Consider the following 20,070-nt stretch of genomic DNA (forward strand, 5'->3'; position numbering starts at 1 on the left):
ATTGGAGCTGCAGCATGCCGCCACCGCCCGGGCCAGCGCCCGCCGACGCACCGCCCCCCCTGCGGCCGATCCGCCTGTGGACGGCTGCTGCAGCGCTGGCCTGGCTGCTGGCGACGGGCCTGGCCGGGCACCTGCTGTCCGACCGCATCGTCACGGCCCAGGTGGACTCGCTGGCCGACGGTGCGCGGCTGGACGCCAGCGCCACGGGCCGGCTGATCGACCGCATGTTCGTGGAGCTCGGCGCCGTGTCCAACATGGCAGCGCATCAGGTGGACGTGATCGAGGCATCGCGCCGCTTCGTCGTCAACACGCCGATCGAGACCGCCCAGACGCCGGCCGAACGCGCGGCCACGCTGTCGCAGGATCCGCAGGTGCGCAACGTGGGCAACTACCTGCGCCGGCTGATCCAGGACCTGAGCTACGACCAGATGTTCGTCGTCAACCGCTCCGGCACCGTGATCGCCAGCGGCGACTGGACCGAGCCCAGCGGCCTGCTCGGCGACAGCTACGGCGACCGCGACTACTTCTACCAGGTGCTGCTCGAAGGCGTGGGACGCCGCTTCGACATGGGCAGCGACGGCCGGCACCCCGGCTTCTACGTGGCCAGCCGCGTCGACTCGAACGATGGCACCTTCGGCGCCGTGGTCGTGCGGCTGGACACCAGCACCATGAACGAGATGCTGGCCGGCCAGCGCGTGGCCGCCGTCATCGACGGCGACGGCATGGTGCTGGCCTCGTCGCGGCCGGACTTCGTGCTGCACCGGGTCGGCCCATTGGCCGGCGAGGCGGCCGACACGCAGGCGGCACCTGCGTCCAGCTCCGCGCCCGCAGCCCTGGCGGTGCACCGGCCGCCGCAGCTGCTGCACGCCAACCACTGGCTGGTCGGCGACACGCCCTACGTGGTCGAGCGGGCCGACCTCTCCGAGCCCGGCTACCGGCTGCTCACGCTCAGCGCGCTGGACGCGGTCGCGCCCATGCGCCAGCTGCACCGCACGGTCACCGGCATCGTGGCGGCACTGGGCCTGCTGCTGATCCTGCTGGGCAGCCGCATCCTGGTCCAGAAGGCGCGACACCGCCACGCGGCCCAGCGCAGCGGTGCCGAGCAGACGGCCTTCCTGCAGTCGGTGCTCGATGCCGTGCCCATGCCCATGTTCTACAAGGACGCGCAGGCGCGCTTCCTGGGCATCAACACGGCATTCGGCCAGGCCTTCGGTGCCGACCCGGCGCAGCTGCTGAGCCAGGACGGATTGGCGCTCGGCGCCATGGACGAGGACCGCGCCCGCCAGCTGCAGCAGGAACAGCTGGCGTTCGTGCACGGCCGCGGCACCTTCCAGCGCGAGGAGGAGTTCCGCTTCGCCGACGGCAAGCTGCACCCCACGCTCTACTCGGCCAGTGCCATCGCGCGGCCGGACGGCTCGTCTGCCGGCATGGTGGGCGTGGTGGTCGACATGATGGACCAGAACAAGACCCAGGAAGCCTTGCACAAGGCCAGTGCCCGGCTCAACGTGGCACAGGACGCAGGTGGCATCGGCCTGTTCGACCTGGATCTCGTCACCAACGAACACTACTGGAGCCCGCAGCTCGAGCGCCTGTGGGGCCTGGAAGGCACGACCGACCGCAGCTACTGGAACTGGAACAAGCGCCTGGTCGAGCAGGACCAGGAGCGCACCGGCAAGAGCTTCTTCGGCGCGCTGAACGACCCCGCGGCTTCGACCCACCGCGACGAGTTCAGCATCCTGCTGCCCGACGGCAGCATCCGTGTCCTGCAGACCCACAGCCGCATCGAGCGCGACGCCCAGGGCCGCGCCATCCGCATGACCGGCGCGCAGATGGACGTGACCGCCCTGGTGCGCGCGCGCGACGACGCCGGCGCCGCCAGCCGCGCCAAGAGCGACTTCCTGGCCAACATGAGCCACGAGATCCGCACGCCGATGAACGCCATCATCGGCATGTCGCACCTGGCGCTGCGCACCGAGCTGACACCGCGCCAGCGCGACTACGTCGCCAAGATCCAGCAGTCGGGCCAGCACCTGCTGGGCATCCTCAACGACATCCTGGACTTCTCCAAGGTCGAGGCCGGCAAGCTGGACGTGGAGTCCACGCCTTTCGACCTGGACGGCATGATGGCCACCGTCTCCGGCGTGGTGGCCGACAAGGCCACGGCCAAGAACCTGGAGCTGGTGTTCGACGTGGCGCCCGACGTGCCGCAGCAGCTCATTGGCGACCCCTTGCGGCTGGGCCAGATCCTCATCAACTACGTCAACAACGCCATCAAGTTCACCGAACAGGGCGAGGTCGGCATCGTGGTGCGCGTGGACAGCCTGCACAGCGCGCAGGGCGGCACCGGGCCGCAGGCGGTGCTGCGCTTCGAGGTGCGCGACACCGGCATCGGCCTGTCGGAAGAACAGATGGCCCGCCTGTTTCGCAGTTTCGAGCAGGCCGACACCTCCACCACCCGCCGCTACGGCGGCACCGGCCTGGGCCTGGCCATCAGCAAGCAGCTGGCTGTGCTGATGGGCGGCGAGGTCGGCGTGCGCAGCGAACTGGGCCAGGGTTCGGTGTTCTGGTTCACGGCCAGGCTGGGCCTGGGCGAGCGCCGCGCGGCGGCGGCGCCGCCGCTGGTCGATCTGCGTGGCCAGCGCGCGCTCGTGGTGGACGACAACGAGCATGCCGCCGCCGTGCTGGGCGAGATGCTCGAGCACATGTCGCTCAAGGTCACCACCGCGCACTCGGGCGCACAGGCCGTTCTGGCCGCGCGCGACGCGGCCGATGCCGGCCAGCCCTTCGACTTCGCCATGCTGGACTGGCGCATGCCCGGCATGGACGGCCTGCAGACCGCCGAGGCCATCCGCGCGCTGGCGCTCAGCCGCCAGCCCGAGTTCATGATCGTGACCGCCTACGGCCGCGAGGAAATCATCCAGGGCGCCCAGCAGGCCGGCATCCGGCACCTGGTGCACAAGCCGGTCAGCGCGTCCGTGCTGCTGGACACCATGATGCGTGCCAGCCGTGGCGCCGCGCTCCCCGCCGCCAGCCCGGTGGCCGCCAGCCGCAGCAGCGCGCTCGACGCACTGCGCGGCATGCGCGGCGCACGCATCCTGCTGGTGGAGGACAACGACCTCAACCAGCAGGTCGCAGGCGAACTGCTGCGCGACGCCGGCTTCGTCGTCGACATCGCCGACAACGGCCGCGTGGCCCTGGACATGGTGCAGGCCCAGGCCGCGCGCACGCCGCCCTACGACCTCGTGCTCATGGACATGCAGATGCCGGTCATGGACGGCGTGACCGCCACGCGGCTGCTGCGCGAGGATCCAGGCCACGACGGCATGCCGGTCCTGGCCATGACGGCCAACGCCATGCAGGCCGACCGCGACCGCTGCCTGCAGGCGGGCATGCAGGACTTCATCGCCAAGCCCATCGAACCCGATGCCATGTGGCTGGCGCTGGCGCGCTGGCTCAAGCCGCGCGCCGGGCTGGGCCGCGATGCCGCCGCCGGCCCCGCGCCCGTCCCCACGCCCTCCGCCGAGCCACCCGGCCTGCCCGTGGTCGCCGGACTGGATGTCGCATCGGGCCTGCGCCGCGTGATGGGCAAGCAGGCGCTGTACCGCCAACTGCTGGAAAAGTTCGCTGCGGGCCAGGCCCTGGTGCCCGAGGCCATCGTGCAAGCGCTGCAGGACGACGACCCGGCCACGGCCGAGCGCCTGGCGCACACGCTCAAGGGCGTGGCCGGCAACATCGGCGCGCACGACCTGCAGCAGCATGCCGCCGCGCTCGAGGAGGCACTGCGCGAGCGCCAGCCGCGTCCCGCCGTCGACGCCACGCTCGCGGCGGCCGCCGCCAGCCTGCACGCGCTGCTCGACGCGCTGCGCCCGCACCTGGTGCCGGTCGCGGTGTCCGGCGCCGACCTGCCCGCGCCCGCTGCGGGCGCCGATCAGCAAGCGTTGCTGCAGCGCCTGGCCCAACTGCTGGAGCAGGACGATGCCGAGGCGGCCGAGTTGCTGGCCGAGCACCAGGCCGCGCTGGGTGCAGCGCTCGGGCCGCACTACGCCGCGGTGTCCCAGGCCGTGGCCGACTACGACTTCGAGGCCGCGCTGGCCGCGCTGCGCCAGGCCACCGGGTAGCGCCGCCTTCAGTCGGCCGGCTGGGCCCGCGGCCCCTTGTTCACATAGCTGGCGTTGCCCAGGCCGGTGCCGATGGTCAGCACGGCCCAGCGCTTCACATCGCGCATGAACGGCAGTTCCGACAGGCCCTGCACCACGGCGTCGTTGTGCATGAGCACCTGGGTCGCTTCCTTGCCGACCACGGGCAGCTTCTCGCGCAACGCGGTGGGCAGGTGAAAGGTGTCGGCCGCCCAGTTGCCGGGCAGGTTCTGCGCGCCGCGCGCGATGCTGCCGTCCTCGCGGATCAGGCCGGGGCAGGCGATGCCGACGAAGGGCGCGAGCCGGATGCGCCGGCGCCCGGCCCAGGCGATCATGTCCGTGAGCATGGCCACCAGCCCGTCGACGAGCGCCGTACGGCTGGGCTCGTCGTCCGCATGGCGCCACTTGGCACGGCGCACGACCTTGGCACGCGAGAGGTCCGCCGCCTTGTCGCGCCGGAACTTCACGATGCCGCAGCGCACGTTGGTTCCGCCGATGTCCAGTGCCAGCAGCGCATCGGCGTGCTGGACAAAATGCGGCGGCGCCAGGTGCACCCAGCCGATCAGACCGCCATCGTCAGGCTCGTGGCGCAGGCGCGCCAACTCCACCGGGATCTCGGCCACCTGGCACAGCGCTGCCGCCTGCAGGATCGCGAGCTCACCGACCTCGCTCTCGGGAAAGCCGCCGCCGATCACGATGCGCTGCACGCCGCTCCAGGCCTTCTGGCGCATGAAGCGCTCGATCACGTCCGTCAGTTCGACCGCGAACTCCTCGATCGCACCGCGCACGATGTCGCCGGCCTCCGAGGCCGCCGGGCCATGCAGGGCGCGGTCGAGCGTCTTCTTGCTGAGCTGGGCCGAAGGCAGCTTGCCGAGCGGATCGTCGCGGCCCTTGTCGCGGCAACGCTTGCGCCACACGTCCAGCAGCTTGCGGAAGGCGGTCTGGCTCGCGCGGTCGCCCACGAAGCCGTCCTCGTCCGACACCTCCAGGTTGTAGCCCGCGATGTCGAGCGCCTCCAGGCTCGCCGTGCCATGGTGGGCCCCCACCACGCTGGGCATGTGGCGTTTCTTGGGCTTTCCAGCGGGCTTGGGCTTGCGGGTCTCCTTCTTGCTCATGGATGCGGTTCCTTGTCTATACCTTGTGGATGCGGCGCGCCACGATCTTGCAGCGCACCAGCAAGCGCGGCCGCGGGAAGGCGCGCGCGCCGCACATGGGCCGGGCGCGCATTCGTGCGTAGGACGCGCGCCCATGACGCGCACGAGGTCCACCACTACACTGGCCCGATGCCTGCTGCACGCCGCGTGTTCTCTGCTGTCTGGGTCGTGCTGGTGTTGCTCTTCGCATCCAGCGCAGCGTCCGCCACCGACGAAGGCGCACTGCGCGTCGGCTCCAAACGCTTCACCGAGTCCTACATCCTGGCCGAGATCCTGGCGCAGACGGCCGCGCCGCAACTGCGCAGCGCGCCCACCGTGCGCCAGGGCCTGGGCAACACCGCCATCGTCTACGAGGCACTGCGCTCGGGCGCCATCGACCTCTACGCCGAGTACACCGGCACTATCTCGGCGGAAATCCTGCGCAGCCCCAAGCCGCTCGCGCGCGAGGCCATGCAGGCCGCGCTGGCGCCGCTGGGCCTGGGCGTGGCCATCCCGCTCGGCTTCAACGACGGCTACGCGTTCGCCATGCGCGCCAGCGAGGCCGAGCGCCTGGGCATCCGCCGGCTCAGCGACCTGGCGCGCCACCCGGCGCTGAAGTTCGGGCTGTCCAACGAGTTCATCGGCCGTGCCGACGGCTGGCGCGGCGTGGCGAAGCACTACGCGTTGCCGCAGCAGCCCACGGGACTGGACCACGGGCTGGCCTACGACGCCGTGACGGCCGGCCAGGTCGACGTGATCGACATCTACACCACCGACGCCAAGATCGACCACCTGGGCCTTCGGGTGCTGGAGGACGACCGCGGCTACTTCCCGCGCTACGACGCGGTGGTGCTGTACCGGCTCGACGTGCCGCAGCGCCTGCCGCAGGCCTGGGCCGCGCTGCAGACCCTGGAAGGCCGCATCGACGAGCGCGCGATGATCGCGATGAACGCGCGCGCCGAGCTGCAGGGCCAGGCCTTCGACCGCATCGCGCGCGATTTCCTCGCCGGCGGCGCGGCGGCAGCGGACCACGCCAGCGGCTTCATGGCCCGCCTGTTCGGCCCCGACCTGGCCCGCCTCGCGCGCCAGCACCTGGTGCTCGTGGCCGTGTCGGTCGGCCTGGCGACCTTGATCGGCGTGCCGGTCGCCATCTGGGTGTTCCCGCACCTGCGGCTGCGCGCGCTGGTGCTGGGTGCGGCCGGCCTCTTGCAGACCGTGCCCTCGCTTGCGCTGCTGGCCGTGCTGATCTCGGCGATCGGCGCCATCGGCACGCTGCCCGCGCTGATCGCGCTGACCCTGTACTCGCTGCTGCCCATCATGCGCAACGCCGTGACGGGGCTGGCGGACGTGTCCGACGGGCTCAAGCAGGCCGGCACGGCCCTGGGCATGACGCCAGGGCAGAACCTGCGGCTGGTGCAGTTGCCGCTGGCCCTGCCCACCCTGGTCGCGGGCGTGCGCACCGCCACCACGATCGCCATCGGCACCGCCACCATCGCTGCCTTCATCGGCGCAGGCGGTTTCGGCGAGCGCATCGTGACGGGCCTGGCGCTCAACGACAAGCAGCTGCTGCTGGCCGGCGCCCTGCCCGCCGCGGGGCTGGCGCTGCTGAGCGAGGCGGTGTTCGAGCTGCTGGAGTGGGTGCTGCGCCGCTGGCGGCGCTGAGCCTGCATCCGATGGTCCGGCCCCGCGCGGGCCCGTGACGGCAAGCACACCGAACGCACACCACAGCACGCTTCTTCGCAAAGCTATACACGCGCCACACAGGGGCAGCACACCGGCTGCCCAGAATGCGGCGCTCGCCGTTCCGACGGTTCTTTGCGCGCCTGCCTCATCCCATGAGATCTCTTTCCGGCCTCCCTTGCCTCGGGGCCTTGCTGCTGCTGTGCGGCCTGGGCCTGCCACCCGCCCTGGCCGGCGACAACACGGTCACCCTGGACTTCACCGACGCCGACATCGCCGGCGTGGCGCGCACGCTGAGCGTGATCACCGGGCGCAACATCGTGGTGGACGCGCGCGTCCAGGGCACGCTGTCGCTGCATTCGGAAACATCGGTCACGCCGGCCCGGGCCTGGGAGCAGTTCCAGGCCGCCGTGCGCCTGCGCGGCTACACCGTGGTGGAGGCGGCAGGCCTGTACAAGATCGTCCCCGAGGCCGAGGGCAAGCTGCAGTCCGCCGCGGTCCAGGTGGGGGCGGGCCCGCTGCGCGGCGACCAGATCGTGACCGAGGTCTTCCGGCTCAGCCATGAGAACGCGAACAACCTGGTCCCGACCCTGCGGCCACTCATCAGCCCGAACAATGTGCTGAGCGTCAACGCCGGCAACAACGCGCTGGTGGTCACCGACTACGCCAGCAACCTGGCACGGCTGCGCACCCTCATCGCTGCGCTGGACACGCCCAGCGCCACCGATGTGGAAGTCATGCCCCTGCAGCATGCGGTGGCGGCCGACCTGGCGGCCACCGTGCAACGCCTGACCGAGACCGCCGGCACCGCGGCCAGTGCGAACGCCACCGCCACGGGCACGGCGGTGGCCACGCCTGCCAGTGCGGGCGGATCCGCAGGCGCAGGCACCGGCGCGTCCATCCTTGCCGATCCCCAGAGCAACAGCCTGTTGGTGCGCGCGTCCAACCCGGTGCAGCTGGCCTTCATCCGCGCGCTGGTGGCGCGGCTCGACCACCCGCGCAAGAACGCCAACGTCCACGTGGTCTACCTGAAGAACACCGACGCCACCCGCCTGGCCCAGGTGCTGCGGGCGGCATTCCCGGCGGACACCGGGGGCGGCAACCGCGCCAGCGCGTCGACCGCGCCGGCGGCGGCGACCAGGACCACCGCCAGCATCCCGGCCAGCAGCACCGAGGGCAGCACCGGCACATCGCAGTCCACGGCCGCGGTGACCGCCACCGCCCAGCCGTCCACCGGCGGCGAGGTCCAGGCCGACCCCGCCAGCAACGCGCTGATCATCAGCGCGCCCGAGCCCCGCTTCCAGGAGATGCGCCTGGTCATCGAACAGCTGGACGCGCGCCGCGCCCAGCTCTACGTGGAGTCGCTGGTGGTGGAGGTGGACGCCAGCAGGAGCGTGGACCTGGGCGTGCAGTGGAGCAAGCTCTTCGACATCAGCAGCAGCACCTCGCTGACGCTGGGGACGGTGGCGGTCGCGCTGGAGTCGATGGCGGGCACCAACATCCTGTCCACCGCCAACCTGGTCACGCTGGACAACGAGGAAGCCAAGATCGTGGTGGGCCAGAACGTGCCCTTCGTCACGGGCTCGTACACCAGCACCAGCAGCAGCAACCCGTTCCAGACCGTGGAGCGCAAGGACGTGGGCATCACGCTGCGCATCCGGCCGCAGATCGGGCAGAACGGCAACATCCGCATGGCGATCTACCAGGAGTCCTCGTCGGTGGTGTCCACCAGCAGCACGCTCGGGCCAACCACCAACAAGCGCTCCATCGAATCCAACGTGGTGGTCAACAACGGCAAGATCATCGTGCTGGGCGGCCTGATCGAGGACAGCACCACCGACAGCGCTGCACAGGTACCCGCGGTGGCCGACATCCCGGTGCTCGGTGCCCTGTTCCGCAGCATCAGCCGCTCGCGCAAGAAGACCAACCTGATCGTCTTCCTGCGGCCGATCGTGATGGCCGACGCGGGCGCCGCCAGCGCGCTGTCGCTGGACCGCTACGACTACATCCGCGCCCAGCAGCAGGCCTTGCCGGCGGACATCCACCTGTTGCCCCAGGAGTCCGGCCCGCCATTGCTGCCGCGCGCGCCCAGCAACTGACGCTGGTGGCGCCCGCCAGTGTCGCCCTTGAACCAGGCAAAGGCAGGACCGGTGGTTTGAACCATCACCGGCACTTTCTGTGCCATCGGCATTGGCGCGCTTGCCAGCTTGTTCTCCGTACACTTTGGCATCGGCAGCCCCCCAATGAACCCGCTTCAGGTACCGGCATGGAACCCACCACCCCGTCACGCGAGCGCCTCGACGCCCGGCAACTCACCACCTTCGCCCACGACCTGCTGGTCCGCGCCGGAATGCCGCACGACAAGGCAGATGCCGTCGCCACCGTGCTGGTGGATGGCGATCTCATGGGCCACACCACGCATGGCCTGCAACTGCTCGCGCCGTATCTGGCCGAGATCGAGAAGGGCAGCATGCGCCTGGAGGGCGAGCCCAGGGTCCTGTCGTCGCACCCTGCCGCCCAACTGTGGGACGGGCTTCGACTGCCGGGGCCCTGGCTCGTGCTGCAGGCACTGGAGCACGCCGCACGGACAGCCAGGGCGCAGGGCACCGGCACGGTCGTCATCCGGCGCAGCCACCACATCGCCAGCCTGGCGAGCTACCACCGCCGCGCCGCAGAACAGGGCCTGGTGCTGGTGCTGACCTGTTCCGATCCGAACTCGGCCAGCGTGGCGCCGTTCGGCGGCCTGGACCCGGTGTTCACGCCGAACCCGATCTCGGCGGGCTTTCCGACCGGCGGCACGCCCGTCTCGGTGGACATCTCCACCTCCACCACCACGAACGGCCTCACGAACCGCTTGCACCAGGAAGGCGGCAAGCTGCCAGCCCCCTGGCTGCTGGACGGGCACGGCCAAGCGTCCGACGACCCCGGCGTGCTGTTCACCGAACCCAAGGGCACCATCCTGCCGCTGGGTGGCCTGGACTCGGGCCACAAGGGCTACGGACTGTCGCTGCTGGTCGAGGCCCTGACCGGCGGCCTGGCTGGCCATGGCCGGGCCGATCCGCGCGAGGGCTGGGGCGCCACCGTCTTCCTGCAGGTCATCGACCCCGCGGCATTCGCCGGGCAGGCCGCGTTCACGCAGCAGATGGACGAGGTCGCGCGCCAATGCCGGGCGTCCAGGCCAGCCGATGCGCAGCGGCCGGTGCGCCTGCCCGGCGAACGCGCCTACCGGCTGGCGCAGAGCCACGTGGAACAAGGCGTGGTGCTGCAGGAAAGCATCCTGCCCGCGCTCGTGCCCTGGGCGGCGAAGTACGGCGTTGCGCTGCCGAGCAGCTGAGCACCGAGCGGCAAGCAGCCGCGCCGTGCATGCGCAGGCGGGGGATCAGGCCAGCGTGTAGGCCGTCTTCACCGTGGTGAAGAACTCCTGCGCGTACTTGCCCTGCTCGCGCGGGCCGTAGCTCGAACCCTTGCGCCCGCCGAACGGCACGTGGTAGTCCACACCCGCCGTCGGCAGGTTCACCATCACCATGCCGGCCTGGCTGTGGCGCTTGAAGTGCGTGGCGTACTTCAGGCTGGTGGTGGCGATGCCGGCCGACAGACCGAACTCGGTGTCGTTGGCCGTGGCCAGCGCCTCCTCGTAGTCCTTCACGCGGATCACGCTGGCCACCGGGCCGAAGATCTCTTCCTTGTTGATGCGCATGGTCTTGGCGCTTTCGCTGAACAGCGCGGGGCTCATGTAGAAGCCGTCGGTGGAAAGCTTCAGGCGTTCGCCGCCGGCTGCCAAGGTTGCGCCTTCGCCCTTGCCGATCTGGATGTACTCCAGGTCCTGGTCGAGCTGGCTCTGGCTGGAGACCGGGCCGATGTCGGTGCCCTGCGCCAGCGCGTCGCCGACCTTGATCTTGGCCATGCGCAGCTTCATCGCCTCGATGAACCTGGGGTAGATGCCGTCGGTGACGATCAACCGGCTCGATGCCGTGCAGCGCTGGCCGGTGGAGTAGAACGCGCTTTGCACGCTGAGTTCGACGGCCTGGTCCAGGTCGGCATCGTCCAGCACGACCTGCGGGTTCTTGCCGCCCATCTCCAGCTGCACCTTCTTGCCGCTCTTGACGCATTCCAGCGCAATGGCGCGGCCCACGCCGGTGGAGCCCGTGAAGCTGATGGCATGGATGCCGGCATGGCCGACCAGCGCATTGCCGATCACGCTGCCGCGGCCCATGACCAGGTTGAACACGCCCGCCGGGATGCCCGAGCGGCTGATGATCTCCGCGAGCGCCCAGGCGCAGCCCGGCACCAGGTCGGCGGGCTTGAGCACCACGCAGTTGCCGAAGGCCAGGGCCGGGGCGATCTTCCAGGCCGGGATGGCGATGGGGAAGTTCCACGGCGTGATGAGGCCGACCACGCCGACCGGCTCGCGCGTGATCTCCACGCCGATGCCGGGACGCACCGAGGGCAGCGTCTCGCCAGCCAGGCGCAGGCATTCGCCGGCGAAGAACTTGAAGATCTGGCCGGCGCGGGCGGCCTCGCCCATGCCTTCGGCCTTGGTCTTGCCCTCCTCGCGCGCCAGCAACGTACCCAGCTCTTCCTTGCGCGCCAGGATCTCGGTGCCGATCTTGTCCAGCGCGTCGCTGCGGGCCTGCACCGAGCCGGTGGCCCAGGCCGGGAAGGCTGCGGTGGCGGCGGCCACGGCCGCGTCCACCTGCGCCGCGTCGCCCTGGGTGTACTGGCCCAGCACGTCGGCCAGGTTGCTGGGGTTCAGGTTGGGGCTGTAGCTCTTGCCCGCAACCCATTCGCCGTTGATCAGGTTGTCGAACTGCTGCACGGTGCGCCTCACTTCTTCATGTCGATGGTGCCCGCGATCTGCCGCAGCGCGGCGCTTTCGCGGGCCATGCTGGCCTGGAAGGCCGCGGCATCCTCGTAGGTGTCGGTCGTGAAGTACTGCTTCTCCATGGTTTCGCGCAGCGCGGGCTCCTGCATGGCCTTGGCCGTCGCGGCCTTGAGCACGTCCACCGCCTCGGGCGGCGTGCCGCGCGGCACCGCCAGCCCGCGCCAGGTGCCCAGCACCAGGTCGATGTTGCGCTCGCGCAGCGTGGGTACCTGCTCGAAGCCCTTGATGCGCTTCTCGGACATCACGCCCAGCGCGCGCAGCTTGCCCGCCAGCACGTTCGGCGTCACCTCCGGCGCGCTGGCGATCACCGCGTCGATGTGCCCACCCAGCAGCGCCAGGATGGCCGGCGCGCCACCGGCGAAGGGAATGTGGTTGAAGCTGGCGCCACCCTTGTCGGCGAGGGCCGCGGCCGCGAGGTTCCACATCGAGCCCTGGCCGGCGTTGCCGATGCGCGTGTTGGCGTCCGCCGCGCGTGCCGCGGCCAGGAAGTCCTCGACCGTGCGGTAAGGCGCGTCGGCGCGCACCACGAGCACGGCAGGGTCGGCGTTGAGCTTGGCGATCGGCACCAGGCTCTCGTGGTTGAACTTTGCCAGGCCCAGGTACTGCAGGAAGGTGATCTCCACGGTGGTCAGTGCCATCTTGTAGCCATCGGGCTTGGCGCCGATCACGTCGGTCCAGCCCACCACACCGGCGGCGCCGGCCTTGTTCAGCACGATCACGCTCTGCGGCAGGTGGCGTGCCACGGCGTGCGCATAGGCGCGCGCCATCACGTCGGCACCGCCGCCGGCCTGGTAGGGCACGATCAGCTCGATGGGCCGCTGGGGATAGCCCGCGGCCTGCGCTGTCGCGGCCGCCAGGCCCATGGCGGCCATGCCTGCGAGCAGGGTTCTGCGGTGGATGGTCATGCAAAGTCTCCTTGTGGGTCGTTGAAAAAGGAAGGGGATCGGTCGGCCGGCAGCAGCACGCTGTGGTCGACCTCGCGGATGTCGGTGCGCCCGCAGAAGGCCATGCTCAGGTCGAGCTCCTTGTGGATGATCTGCAGCGCCTGCTGCACGCCGCGTTCGCCCAGCGCGCCCAGCCCGTACAGCATGGAGCGGCCGATGTAGGTACCGCGCGCGCCGAGCGCCAAGGCCTTGAGCACGTCCTGGCCGGAGCGGATGCCGCCGTCCATGTGCACCTCCATGCGCCCGCCCACGGCCTGCACGATGGCCGGCAGCGCGCGGATCGACGAGGGTGCGCCGTCGAGCTGCCGCCCGCCGTGGTTGGACACGACCAGGGCGTCGGCCCCGGAGGCCAGCGCATGGCGCGCGTCCTCGGCGTCCTGGATGCCCTTGAGCACGAGCTTGCGGTCCCACAGGCGCCGGATCCAGGCCACGTCGTCCCAGCTCAGCGTGGGGTCGTACTGCTGCGCCGTCCACTCCGCCAGCGACTGCATGTTCTCCACGCCCTGCACGTGGCCGACGATGTTGCCGAAGGTGCGGCGCCGCGTGCCCAGCATGCCCAGGCCCCAGCGCGGCTTGGTCGCCATGTCCAGCAGGTTGCGCAAGGTCAGCCGTGGTGGCGCGGACAGGCCGTTCTTGAGGTCCTTGTGCCGCTGCCCGCTGATCTGCAGGTCCAGTGTCAGCACCAGCGCCGAGCAGTTGGCCTCGTACGCGCGGCGCACGAGCCGCTCGACGAAGCCGCGGTCGCGCATCACGTAGAGCTGGAACCAGAACGGGTGCCCCTGCGTGCCTTCGGCCACGTCCTCGATCGAGCAGATGCTCACCGTGGAGAGCGTGAACGGCACGCCGAAGGCCTTGGCCGCGCGCGCCGCCAGGATCTCGCCGTCGGCGCACTGCATGCCCGTCAGGCCTGTCGGCGCGATCGCCACGGGCATGGCCACCTCCTGGCCCAGCATGGTGCTGCGCGTGCTGCGCTGCGCCAGGTTCACGGCCACGCGCTGGCGCAGCAGGATGCGCTGGAAGTCGCGCTCGTTGGCGCGGTAGGTGCCCTCGGTCCACGAGCCCACGTCGACGTAGTCGTAGAACATGCGGGGCACGCGCTTGCGCGCCAGGATGCGCAGGTCTTCGATGCAGGTGATCACGGTCATGGCAAGGGGGCGTCCGGCGGGGTGCTGCGGTACATCGCGATGAGGGAGGTGGAGTCGGCCATGGCGCCACCGGCCGCCACGTAGGCGGCATAGCGCTCGGCAGCCTCCTCCACGAGTGGCAGCGCGCAGCCATGTGCGTGCGCGAAGGAACGCACCATCTGCAGGTCCTTGGACAGCTGGCGCGCGTAGCCGATGGGCGGATCGAAGGCGCGCGCGTGGATGCGCGGGTAGATCTTCTGCAGCAGCACGCTGTCCGCCAGCCCGCCCGCCAGGCAGGCCGGCAGGCGCGCCGCATCGATGCCAGCCGCCTCGGCGAGCAAGACCACCTCGCTCATCAGCGCAAACCCAGCACCGACGATGGCCTGGTTCAGCACCTTGGCCGTCTGCCCGGCGCCCACAGGCCCCATGTGCGTGACGTTGTGCCCCAGGCTGCGCAGGAGGGGCAGCGCGCGGCCCACGTCGGCGTCCGCGCCGCCCACCATGATGGCCAGGCCGCCTTCGCGCGCAGCGGTCGGCCCACCGGAAACCGGCGCGTCGACCCAGCACAGCCCTGGCGCACGGCCGGCCAGTGCGCGCGTATCGGCCGGCGGGATGGTGGACAGGTCGACCAGCAGGCGGCTGGCACCAACCGCTTGCGCGACGCCACGCGGACCGAACACGCAGTCCTCGACCGCCTGCGCGTCCAGCACGCACAGCAGCACCACATCGCTGGCGGTCGCCACCTCCGCGGGCGAGGCCGCCGCGACCGCACCGAAGGACAGCACGGTTTCCAGGCGTTCGGGCTCGCGGTTCCACACGGTGACGGCGTGGCCCTGGTCGAGCAGACGCAGCACCATGGCCTCGCCCATGAGGCCGATGCCGATGAAGCCGATCCGCAGCGCAGGCATGCCGGTGGTCCTCATGCGACCGCCTCGGCCGCAGGCCGGACGCTGGACGGCACGCCGAGCAGGCCACGCGCCGCCAGGTTGCCCATCAGCGCGCCGATGCCGAAGCGCCAAGGCGGCACCTGGTCGCTGCGGCCCACGCGGTTGACCAGGCCACCCAGCCGCGCGCTGCGGATCGCCACGCGGTCGCCCTCGTGGTGGGTGAAGCCCTGGCCGGGCGCACCGCGGTCCTGCGTGGGCGCGAACATGGTGCCGCAGAACAGCATGATGCCGTCGGGGTACTGGTGGTGCGCACCCATGGCGTGCGCCACCAGTTCGCTCGGGCTTCGGCTGATCCGGGCCATGGAACTGCTGCCGGCCAGCACGAAGCCGTCCGCACCGTCCACGCGCAGCTCCACCACCGCGGACGCGACATCCTGCAAGCCGTAGTGCGCGTCGAACAGGCGCACGAACGGCCCGACCGCGCAGGAGGCGTTGTTGTCCTTGGCCTTGCCCAATAGCAGCGCACTGCGGCCTTCGAAGTCGCGCAGGTTGACGTCGTTGCCAAGCGCTGCGCCGACGATCTCGCCCGCGGGCGTGACCACCAGCACGACCTCGGGTTCGGGGTTGTTCCAGTGCGACCCGGGATGCAGGCCCACGCCCACACCCGTGCCGACCGAGGCCAGCGGCGCGGCCTTGGTGAAGATCTCGGCGTCCGGCCCGATGCCCACTTCCAGGTACTGCGACCACAGGCCCTGCGCCACGAGCACGCGTCGCAGTTCCTGCGCCTGCGCCGAGCCCGGCCGCACCGCGGCCAGGTCCGCACCGATGACGGTGGTGATCGATGCGCGGACCGCATGTGCGCGCATGGCATCGCCGCGCGCCTGCTCCTCGATCAGGCGCTCCAGCATGCTGGCCGCGAACGTGACCCCGGCCGCCTTGACGACCTGCAGGTCGCACGGCGCCAGCAGGTGGCGCTGCGCTGCATCAGGCCCGTGGGTCTCGGTGCTCGCCAACCATTCGGCGAGCGGCCCCAGCGCCGGGCCCTGCGCTTCACGCGCCAGCGCGAGCCGGTCGGGCCGCGCCACCAGCGCCGCCATCGTCGGCACATGGGCCGTGATGTCGACCAGTTGCGCGCCGCGCACCGCGACGACACAGGGTCCGCCCTGCGGGCCAGGCAGCCAGGCCCGGCCGACCAGGGTCGCGTCCGCGGCGTCCTCGGGCAGCGTCTGCGCCAACGTCAATCCAAGCACGGGCGCCATCACTTCGCTCCGGGATGCAGGCCCAGCACGTTGGCGCCGATGGCCGGGTCCACGAAGCGCTCCAGCCGCGACGGATGCAGCAGCACCGTGATCTCGCACGAACCGGTGCCCACGGTCAGGCCCAGCAGGTGCCCACCGGCGCCGTTGAAGGTGGCGTCGGTCACGATGCCGTGGGCATGGATGGACGGCTTGCCCCCCTTCCAGGCGATGCTGCCCGTCAGGTTGGCCAGTTCCACGTCCTTGAAGGTCTTGGGGTCGAAGGCCTTCTTGGCGAAGTCGTAGAAGCCGAAGGTCGCCTCGCGCATGAAGCCGATGCCCACGATGCTCGCGCTCGGGATCTGTTCGACCACGGCCAGCCGCTCCAGATGGGCGAGCACGTCGTCGCCATGGCGCAGCACCATCAGGTAGCCGGTGGGCGTGCGCGTGTACTTGCCGGTGAGGTCCTGCGCCGGAGCCGCGCAGGCGAAGCCGGCCAGCAGCGCGGACACGATCAATGCGTTCTTCTTGAACATGGGTCTGTCTCCATTTCTTCGAGGGAATGCGCGGCGAACGCCGCAAGGTGGCCGTCGGCGTGCCGGCCGGCCAGGTGAATGCGTCAAGCCGCGGCGCTGGCCTGCACCTTGGCGCGCAGCCGCTCGACATCGACGACGAAGCGGCTGTGCGTGCCACTCGCGACCTCACGGCCACCTTCGCGCACACTGAAGTCGAAGTGCACGCTGCGTCCGTCGACGCCGGCCACGCGGGCCTCGATCTCGACCTGCCGACCCAGCAGCGTGGCGCCGCCGTGCCGCAGCGCGACCGCCGAGCCCACCGAGTTCTCGCCCTCTTCCACGTGGGCCAGCAGGAAGTCCAGGCAGGTCTGCTCCACGTCGCGCACCAGCTCCGGGGTCGCGTAAATGCGCAGCGCTTCGCCGAGAAAATCGATGGTGCGCGCGCGGTCCACCGTGAGCGTTCGGCGGGTTGCGGCACCAGGTTCCAAGTCGTTCTTCATGCAGGCCTTCCAGGGCGTTGACGTTGCGAAAGCGCGCAAGTCTAGGAAGGCGTCCACGCGCCGGCAAACGAGTATTTCTAGGGCGACTGCGGAGAAAAACTTGAAGCACTTTCCCGCATACTCGGCCCGGTCCGGACCACAGTGCACAGCCTACAGGAGACACGGTGTCACGCCCCATTCCGCCGCTGAACGCCTTGCGCGCCTTCGAGGTCGCCGCGCGGCATCTGAGCTTCACGCGCGCAGCCGACGAACTGTTCGTCACGCCCTCGGCCGTCAGCCACCAGATCAAGACCCTGGAAGAGAACCTGGGCATGCCGCTGTTCCTGCGCGATTCGAAGTCGCTGACGCTCACGGCAGCGGGCAAGGCCTACCTGCCCGGCGTGCAGGAGGCGTTCAAGCAGCTCGTGTTCGCCACGCACCAGCTGCACCAGTCGCAGGGCGTGCCCTCGCTCAAGATCAACCTGCCGCCGACCTTCGCGGTCAAGTGGCTCACGCCGCGCATGCAGCGCTTCATGCAGGCGCACCCCGACATCGACCTCAAGATCTCCACCGCCAAGGAGATGGTGGACTTCACGCGCGAGGACTTCGACATGGCCGTGCGCTACGGCCGCGGCACCTATCCAGGCCTGTACTCCGAACTGTGCCTGCCGGTCGAGGTGTTCCCTGTGTGCAGCCCTGCACTGCTGCAAGACCCTGCGCGGCCCCTCAAAACGCCTCAGGACCTGCGCCGGCACACGCTGCTGCACGACGAAAGCACCTACCCGGACGTCAGCAACCCGAACTGGGCGATGTGGCTGGAACAGGTTGGCGCCACGGACGTGGACAGCACCCGCGGCCCTTCGTTCTGGCCCAGCCACCTGGTGATCGGCGCGGCACTGGACGGGCTGGGCGTTGCCCTGGCCAAGAAGCACTGGGTGGTCGACGACATCGCCAGGGGCCGACTCGTTCGGCCGTTCGAAGGCAGCATGCAGGTCGAGTTCGCCTACTACCTCATCTTTCCCGAGGACCGCGCGGCAGACCCGCGCATCAACGCCTTTCTGGCGTGGGTGCGCGAGGAGCTGGCACGGGACGCCGCGGCTCAGGCCGCGCCGACGGACGGCGCGAGCCGGTAGCAGCGCACGGCGTTGTCGTGCAGCAGCGCCCGGCGCTCGTGCGCTGGGCGGTCGGCGATGGCGGCGCGAAAGCCCGCGATCAGCGTGCCGTAGTCCGCCACCAGGCTGTCCACCGGAAAGTTGCTCGCGAACATGCAGCGCGCGGGGCCGAAGATCGCGATGGCGTCCCGCATCAGCTGCACGTTCTCCTGCACTGGCCAGCCACGCCCGCGCAGGCCAAGTCCCGAGATCTTGACCGCCGTGTTGGGCTGCGCGGCCAAAACCGACAGTGCCGTCCGCCAGCCGCGCAGGCCGGCCTCGCTGCGGTCCGCGGGCAGGCCGGTGTGGTTGAGCACCAGCAGGGTCCGCGGGAAATCGCACGCCAGCTCGGCCGCCTGGTCCAGGTTCCACCACGGCGCCTGCAGGTCGAACGACAGGCCATGCGCCTGCAGCAGCGCGTAACCGCGTCGCCAGAGCGCGTCGTCCATCGATCCGGGCAGCCCGCGCCGAGCCTCGGCGGCCGACGCCGCAGTCACGGGCTTGTGCCGGATGCCGCGCACGAGCGCGAAGGACGCCTGGCCCGCGAGCACCTCTGCCACGTCCTCCCGGTCCAGCGCCGCATGCGCCACGATGGCCGTGGGGCGCCCGCGCGCCTGCGCCAGGGCGCTGAGCCAGCGCGTCTCGGCCACGGGATCAGCGCGGTCCCACTCGGCCTCGATGTGGACCGAGGCGACCGGCGCGTCCGCGCCCGTGTCGCGCAGGAAATCATCCACCAGGTAGTCGCGCTGCAGCGCCGAGTAGTCGCCGTAGCGGAAGCCGGGCACCGTCTCGCCCTGCAACCAGGGGTAGGAATTGGCGCGCAGGTCCCAGAAATGGTGGTGCGCGTCGACGAAGGGTTCGGCGGGGAAGGTCATGTTCGGATGATGGCCGGCTTCAGCTGGTCAGCTTCAGCCGGCCGGCCAGGTCCTTGAAGAATGCGCTCTCGCGCGCCATCGCATCGGCGAGCACGCTGTCGTTGGCATAGGTGTCGGTGCTGAAGTGCAACTTGCGCAGCGAGTCGAGCCAGGCCGGCTCGCGCACGGCCTTGGCCACGGCGGCCTTGAGTACGGCCATCACCTCGTCCGGCGTCTCGCGCGGGGCCGACAGGCCGCGCCAGATGCCGATGGACAGGTCCACACCGCGCTCCTTGAGCGTGGGCACGCGCTCGAACCCATCGGACACGCGCTGGTCGGCCATCACCGCCAGCGCCTTGAGCTTGCCCGCCGCGATGTGGCCGGAGACCTCGGCCGTGCTCACGGTCACCGCGTCGATGTGCCCGCCGAGCAGCGCCAGCACGGCGGGCGCTCCACCGGGATAGGGGATATGGTTGAACGGTGCACCGGTCTTCTCGGACAGCGCCGCCGCCGCCATGTGCCAGGTCGAGCCATGGCCTGCGTTGCCCACGCGGATGTTGGCGTCGGGCTTGCGTGCGGCGTCCAGGAACTGCTCGAGCGTGGCGTAGGGCGCGTCGGCGCGGACCACCACCGCGGCCGGGTCGGCGTTCAGCCGGGCGATGGGCCGCAGGTCCCGGTACGAGAACTTGGCCAGGCCCAGGTGGTTCAGGAACGTCAGCTCGGTCGACGACAGCACGATCCTGTAGCCGTCGGCCCTGGCGTTGACCACCTCGCCCAGGCCCAGCGCGCCGCTGGCACCCGGCCGGTTGACCACGACGACCGGCTGCGGCAGGTGCCGGGCAACGGCAGCGCCGAACGCGCGGCCGACCACGTCGGCGCCGCCACCGGCCTGCCAGGGCACGACCAGTTCGATCGGCCGGGACGGATAGGGGCCGGCCTGGCTCCAGGCCGGCAGGGCCAGCGCGGCGGTGCCGGCGATCGCGCCGCGCAGTACCTGGCGGCGGCCTGTGCTCAAGGATGCTGGGGTCATGGTTTGTCTCCTGTCGTGCT

At 70.6% G+C, this 20,070-nt stretch carries 15 protein-coding genes; 5 read left to right on the forward strand and 10 right to left on the reverse strand.

What is annotated here, in order from left to right:
- The first annotated feature begins 14 nt into the window (after window positions 1-14).
- The gene (locus ACSQ4M_RS29210; protein WP_436192882.1) at window positions 15-4,118 is read left to right on the forward strand and encodes a response regulator; all 4,104 of its coding nucleotides are present in this window, start codon (window positions 15-17) and stop codon (window positions 4,116-4,118) included.
- Between the two features lie 8 nt (window positions 4,119-4,126).
- Here the strand turns inward: ACSQ4M_RS29210 and ACSQ4M_RS29215 are convergent, their stop codons facing one another.
- Complete coding sequence (locus ACSQ4M_RS29215; RefSeq protein WP_436192883.1) at window positions 4,127-5,251, reverse strand: ROK family protein; 1,125 nt, start codon at window positions 5,249-5,251, stop codon at window positions 4,127-4,129.
- Window positions 5,252-5,419: 168 nt separating this feature from the next.
- Between ACSQ4M_RS29215 and ACSQ4M_RS29220 the strand changes: the two genes are divergently transcribed.
- From ACSQ4M_RS29220 to ACSQ4M_RS29230, 3 genes are all read left to right on the forward strand, one after another.
- Window positions 5,420-6,931 (forward strand): ABC transporter permease/substrate-binding protein, encoded by a 1,512-nt coding sequence (locus ACSQ4M_RS29220; protein ID WP_436192884.1) that lies wholly within the window; start codon window positions 5,420-5,422, stop codon window positions 6,929-6,931.
- A gap of 173 nt (window positions 6,932-7,104) precedes the next feature.
- Complete coding sequence (locus tag ACSQ4M_RS29225) at window positions 7,105-9,048, forward strand: secretin N-terminal domain-containing protein (RefSeq protein ID WP_436192885.1); 1,944 nt, start codon at window positions 7,105-7,107, stop codon at window positions 9,046-9,048.
- Window positions 9,049-9,215: 167 nt separating this feature from the next.
- Window positions 9,216-10,283, forward strand: coding sequence for an Ldh family oxidoreductase (locus tag ACSQ4M_RS29230; RefSeq protein WP_436192886.1), 1,068 nt, complete (start codon window positions 9,216-9,218; stop codon window positions 10,281-10,283).
- 45 nt (window positions 10,284-10,328) lie between these two features.
- On the opposite strand, the gene ACSQ4M_RS29235 is transcribed toward ACSQ4M_RS29230, so the two are convergent.
- From ACSQ4M_RS29235 to ACSQ4M_RS29265, 7 genes are all read right to left on the reverse strand, one after another.
- A complete protein-coding gene (locus ACSQ4M_RS29235; protein WP_436194084.1) occupies window positions 10,329-11,765 on the reverse strand; it encodes an aldehyde dehydrogenase family protein in 1,437 nt (478 codons plus the stop codon).
- Between the two features lie 8 nt (window positions 11,766-11,773).
- Entirely contained in the window at window positions 11,774-12,736 is a 963-nt protein-coding gene (locus ACSQ4M_RS29240; protein ID WP_436192887.1) for a tripartite tricarboxylate transporter substrate binding protein, read from the reverse strand.
- Window positions 12,733-13,920 (reverse strand): alpha-hydroxy acid oxidase, encoded by a 1,188-nt coding sequence (locus tag ACSQ4M_RS29245; RefSeq protein ID WP_436192888.1) that lies wholly within the window; start codon window positions 13,918-13,920, stop codon window positions 12,733-12,735. Before ACSQ4M_RS29245 ends, ACSQ4M_RS29240 begins: the two co-directional genes overlap by 4 nt.
- The gene (locus ACSQ4M_RS29250; protein WP_436192889.1) at window positions 13,917-14,822 is read right to left on the reverse strand and encodes an NAD(P)-dependent oxidoreductase; all 906 of its coding nucleotides are present in this window, start codon (window positions 14,820-14,822) and stop codon (window positions 13,917-13,919) included. Before ACSQ4M_RS29250 ends, ACSQ4M_RS29245 begins: the two co-directional genes overlap by 4 nt.
- On the reverse strand, window positions 14,819-16,045 hold the full coding sequence (locus tag ACSQ4M_RS29255; RefSeq protein WP_436192890.1) for a fumarylacetoacetate hydrolase family protein: 1,227 nt from the start codon (window positions 16,043-16,045) through the stop codon (window positions 14,819-14,821). Before ACSQ4M_RS29255 ends, ACSQ4M_RS29250 begins: the two co-directional genes overlap by 4 nt.
- Window positions 16,045-16,557, reverse strand: coding sequence for a PPC domain-containing DNA-binding protein (locus ACSQ4M_RS29260; RefSeq protein WP_436192891.1), 513 nt, complete (start codon window positions 16,555-16,557; stop codon window positions 16,045-16,047). Before ACSQ4M_RS29260 ends, ACSQ4M_RS29255 begins: the two co-directional genes overlap by 1 nt.
- Before the next feature lie 83 nt (window positions 16,558-16,640).
- A complete protein-coding gene (locus tag ACSQ4M_RS29265; RefSeq protein ID WP_436192892.1) occupies window positions 16,641-17,036 on the reverse strand; it encodes a thioesterase family protein in 396 nt (131 codons plus the stop codon).
- A gap of 164 nt (window positions 17,037-17,200) precedes the next feature.
- Between ACSQ4M_RS29265 and ACSQ4M_RS29270 the strand changes: the two genes are divergently transcribed.
- Window positions 17,201-18,148: a transcriptional regulator GcvA gene (locus ACSQ4M_RS29270; protein ID WP_436192893.1), complete on the forward strand. Its 948-nt coding sequence runs from the start codon at window positions 17,201-17,203 to the stop codon at window positions 18,146-18,148.
- On the opposite strand, the gene ACSQ4M_RS29275 is transcribed toward ACSQ4M_RS29270, so the two are convergent.
- On the reverse strand, window positions 18,115-19,041 hold the full coding sequence (locus ACSQ4M_RS29275) for an amidohydrolase family protein (RefSeq protein ID WP_436192894.1): 927 nt from the start codon (window positions 19,039-19,041) through the stop codon (window positions 18,115-18,117). The two genes, ACSQ4M_RS29270 and ACSQ4M_RS29275, sit on opposite strands and share 34 nt — an antisense overlap.
- Window positions 19,042-19,060: 19 nt before the next feature.
- Window positions 19,061-20,050 carry a Bug family tripartite tricarboxylate transporter substrate binding protein gene (locus ACSQ4M_RS29280; RefSeq protein ID WP_436192895.1) on the reverse strand — a complete coding sequence of 330 codons (990 nt, stop codon included), beginning with the start codon at window positions 20,048-20,050 and terminating at the stop codon, window positions 19,061-19,063.
- Window positions 20,051-20,070: the final 20 nt, after the last annotated feature.

It is taken from the genome of Pseudorhodoferax sp. LjRoot39 (assembly GCF_964253035.1).
In the GTDB taxonomy this organism is placed as follows: Bacteria; Pseudomonadota; Gammaproteobacteria; order Burkholderiales; family Burkholderiaceae_C; genus Pseudorhodoferax.

Bases quoted from the DNA above. Each gene is read 5' to 3' on its own strand.
- ACSQ4M_RS29210 (WP_436192882.1), top strand. From the start codon at position 15: ATGCCGCCACCGCCCGGGCCAGCGCCCGCCGACGCACCGCCCCCCCTG.
- ACSQ4M_RS29215 (WP_436192883.1), bottom strand. From the start codon at position 5,251: ATGAGCAAGAAGGAGACCCGCAAGCCCAAGCCCGCTGGAAAGCCCAAG.
- ACSQ4M_RS29220 (WP_436192884.1), top strand. From the start codon at position 5,420: ATGCCTGCTGCACGCCGCGTGTTCTCTGCTGTCTGGGTCGTGCTGGTG.
- ACSQ4M_RS29225 (WP_436192885.1), top strand. From the start codon at position 7,105: ATGAGATCTCTTTCCGGCCTCCCTTGCCTCGGGGCCTTGCTGCTGCTG.
- ACSQ4M_RS29230 (WP_436192886.1), top strand. From the start codon at position 9,216: ATGGAACCCACCACCCCGTCACGCGAGCGCCTCGACGCCCGGCAACTC.
- ACSQ4M_RS29240 (WP_436192887.1), bottom strand. From the start codon at position 12,736: ATGACCATCCACCGCAGAACCCTGCTCGCAGGCATGGCCGCCATGGGC.
- ACSQ4M_RS29245 (WP_436192888.1), bottom strand. From the start codon at position 13,920: ATGACCGTGATCACCTGCATCGAAGACCTGCGCATCCTGGCGCGCAAG.
- ACSQ4M_RS29250 (WP_436192889.1), bottom strand. From the start codon at position 14,822: ATGAGGACCACCGGCATGCCTGCGCTGCGGATCGGCTTCATCGGCATC.
- ACSQ4M_RS29255 (WP_436192890.1), bottom strand. From the start codon at position 16,045: ATGGCGCCCGTGCTTGGATTGACGTTGGCGCAGACGCTGCCCGAGGAC.
- ACSQ4M_RS29260 (WP_436192891.1), bottom strand. From the start codon at position 16,557: ATGTTCAAGAAGAACGCATTGATCGTGTCCGCGCTGCTGGCCGGCTTC.
- ACSQ4M_RS29265 (WP_436192892.1), bottom strand. From the start codon at position 17,036: ATGAAGAACGACTTGGAACCTGGTGCCGCAACCCGCCGAACGCTCACG.
- ACSQ4M_RS29275 (WP_436192894.1), bottom strand. From the start codon at position 19,041: ATGACCTTCCCCGCCGAACCCTTCGTCGACGCGCACCACCATTTCTGG.
- ACSQ4M_RS29280 (WP_436192895.1), bottom strand. From the start codon at position 20,050: ATGACCCCAGCATCCTTGAGCACAGGCCGCCGCCAGGTACTGCGCGGC.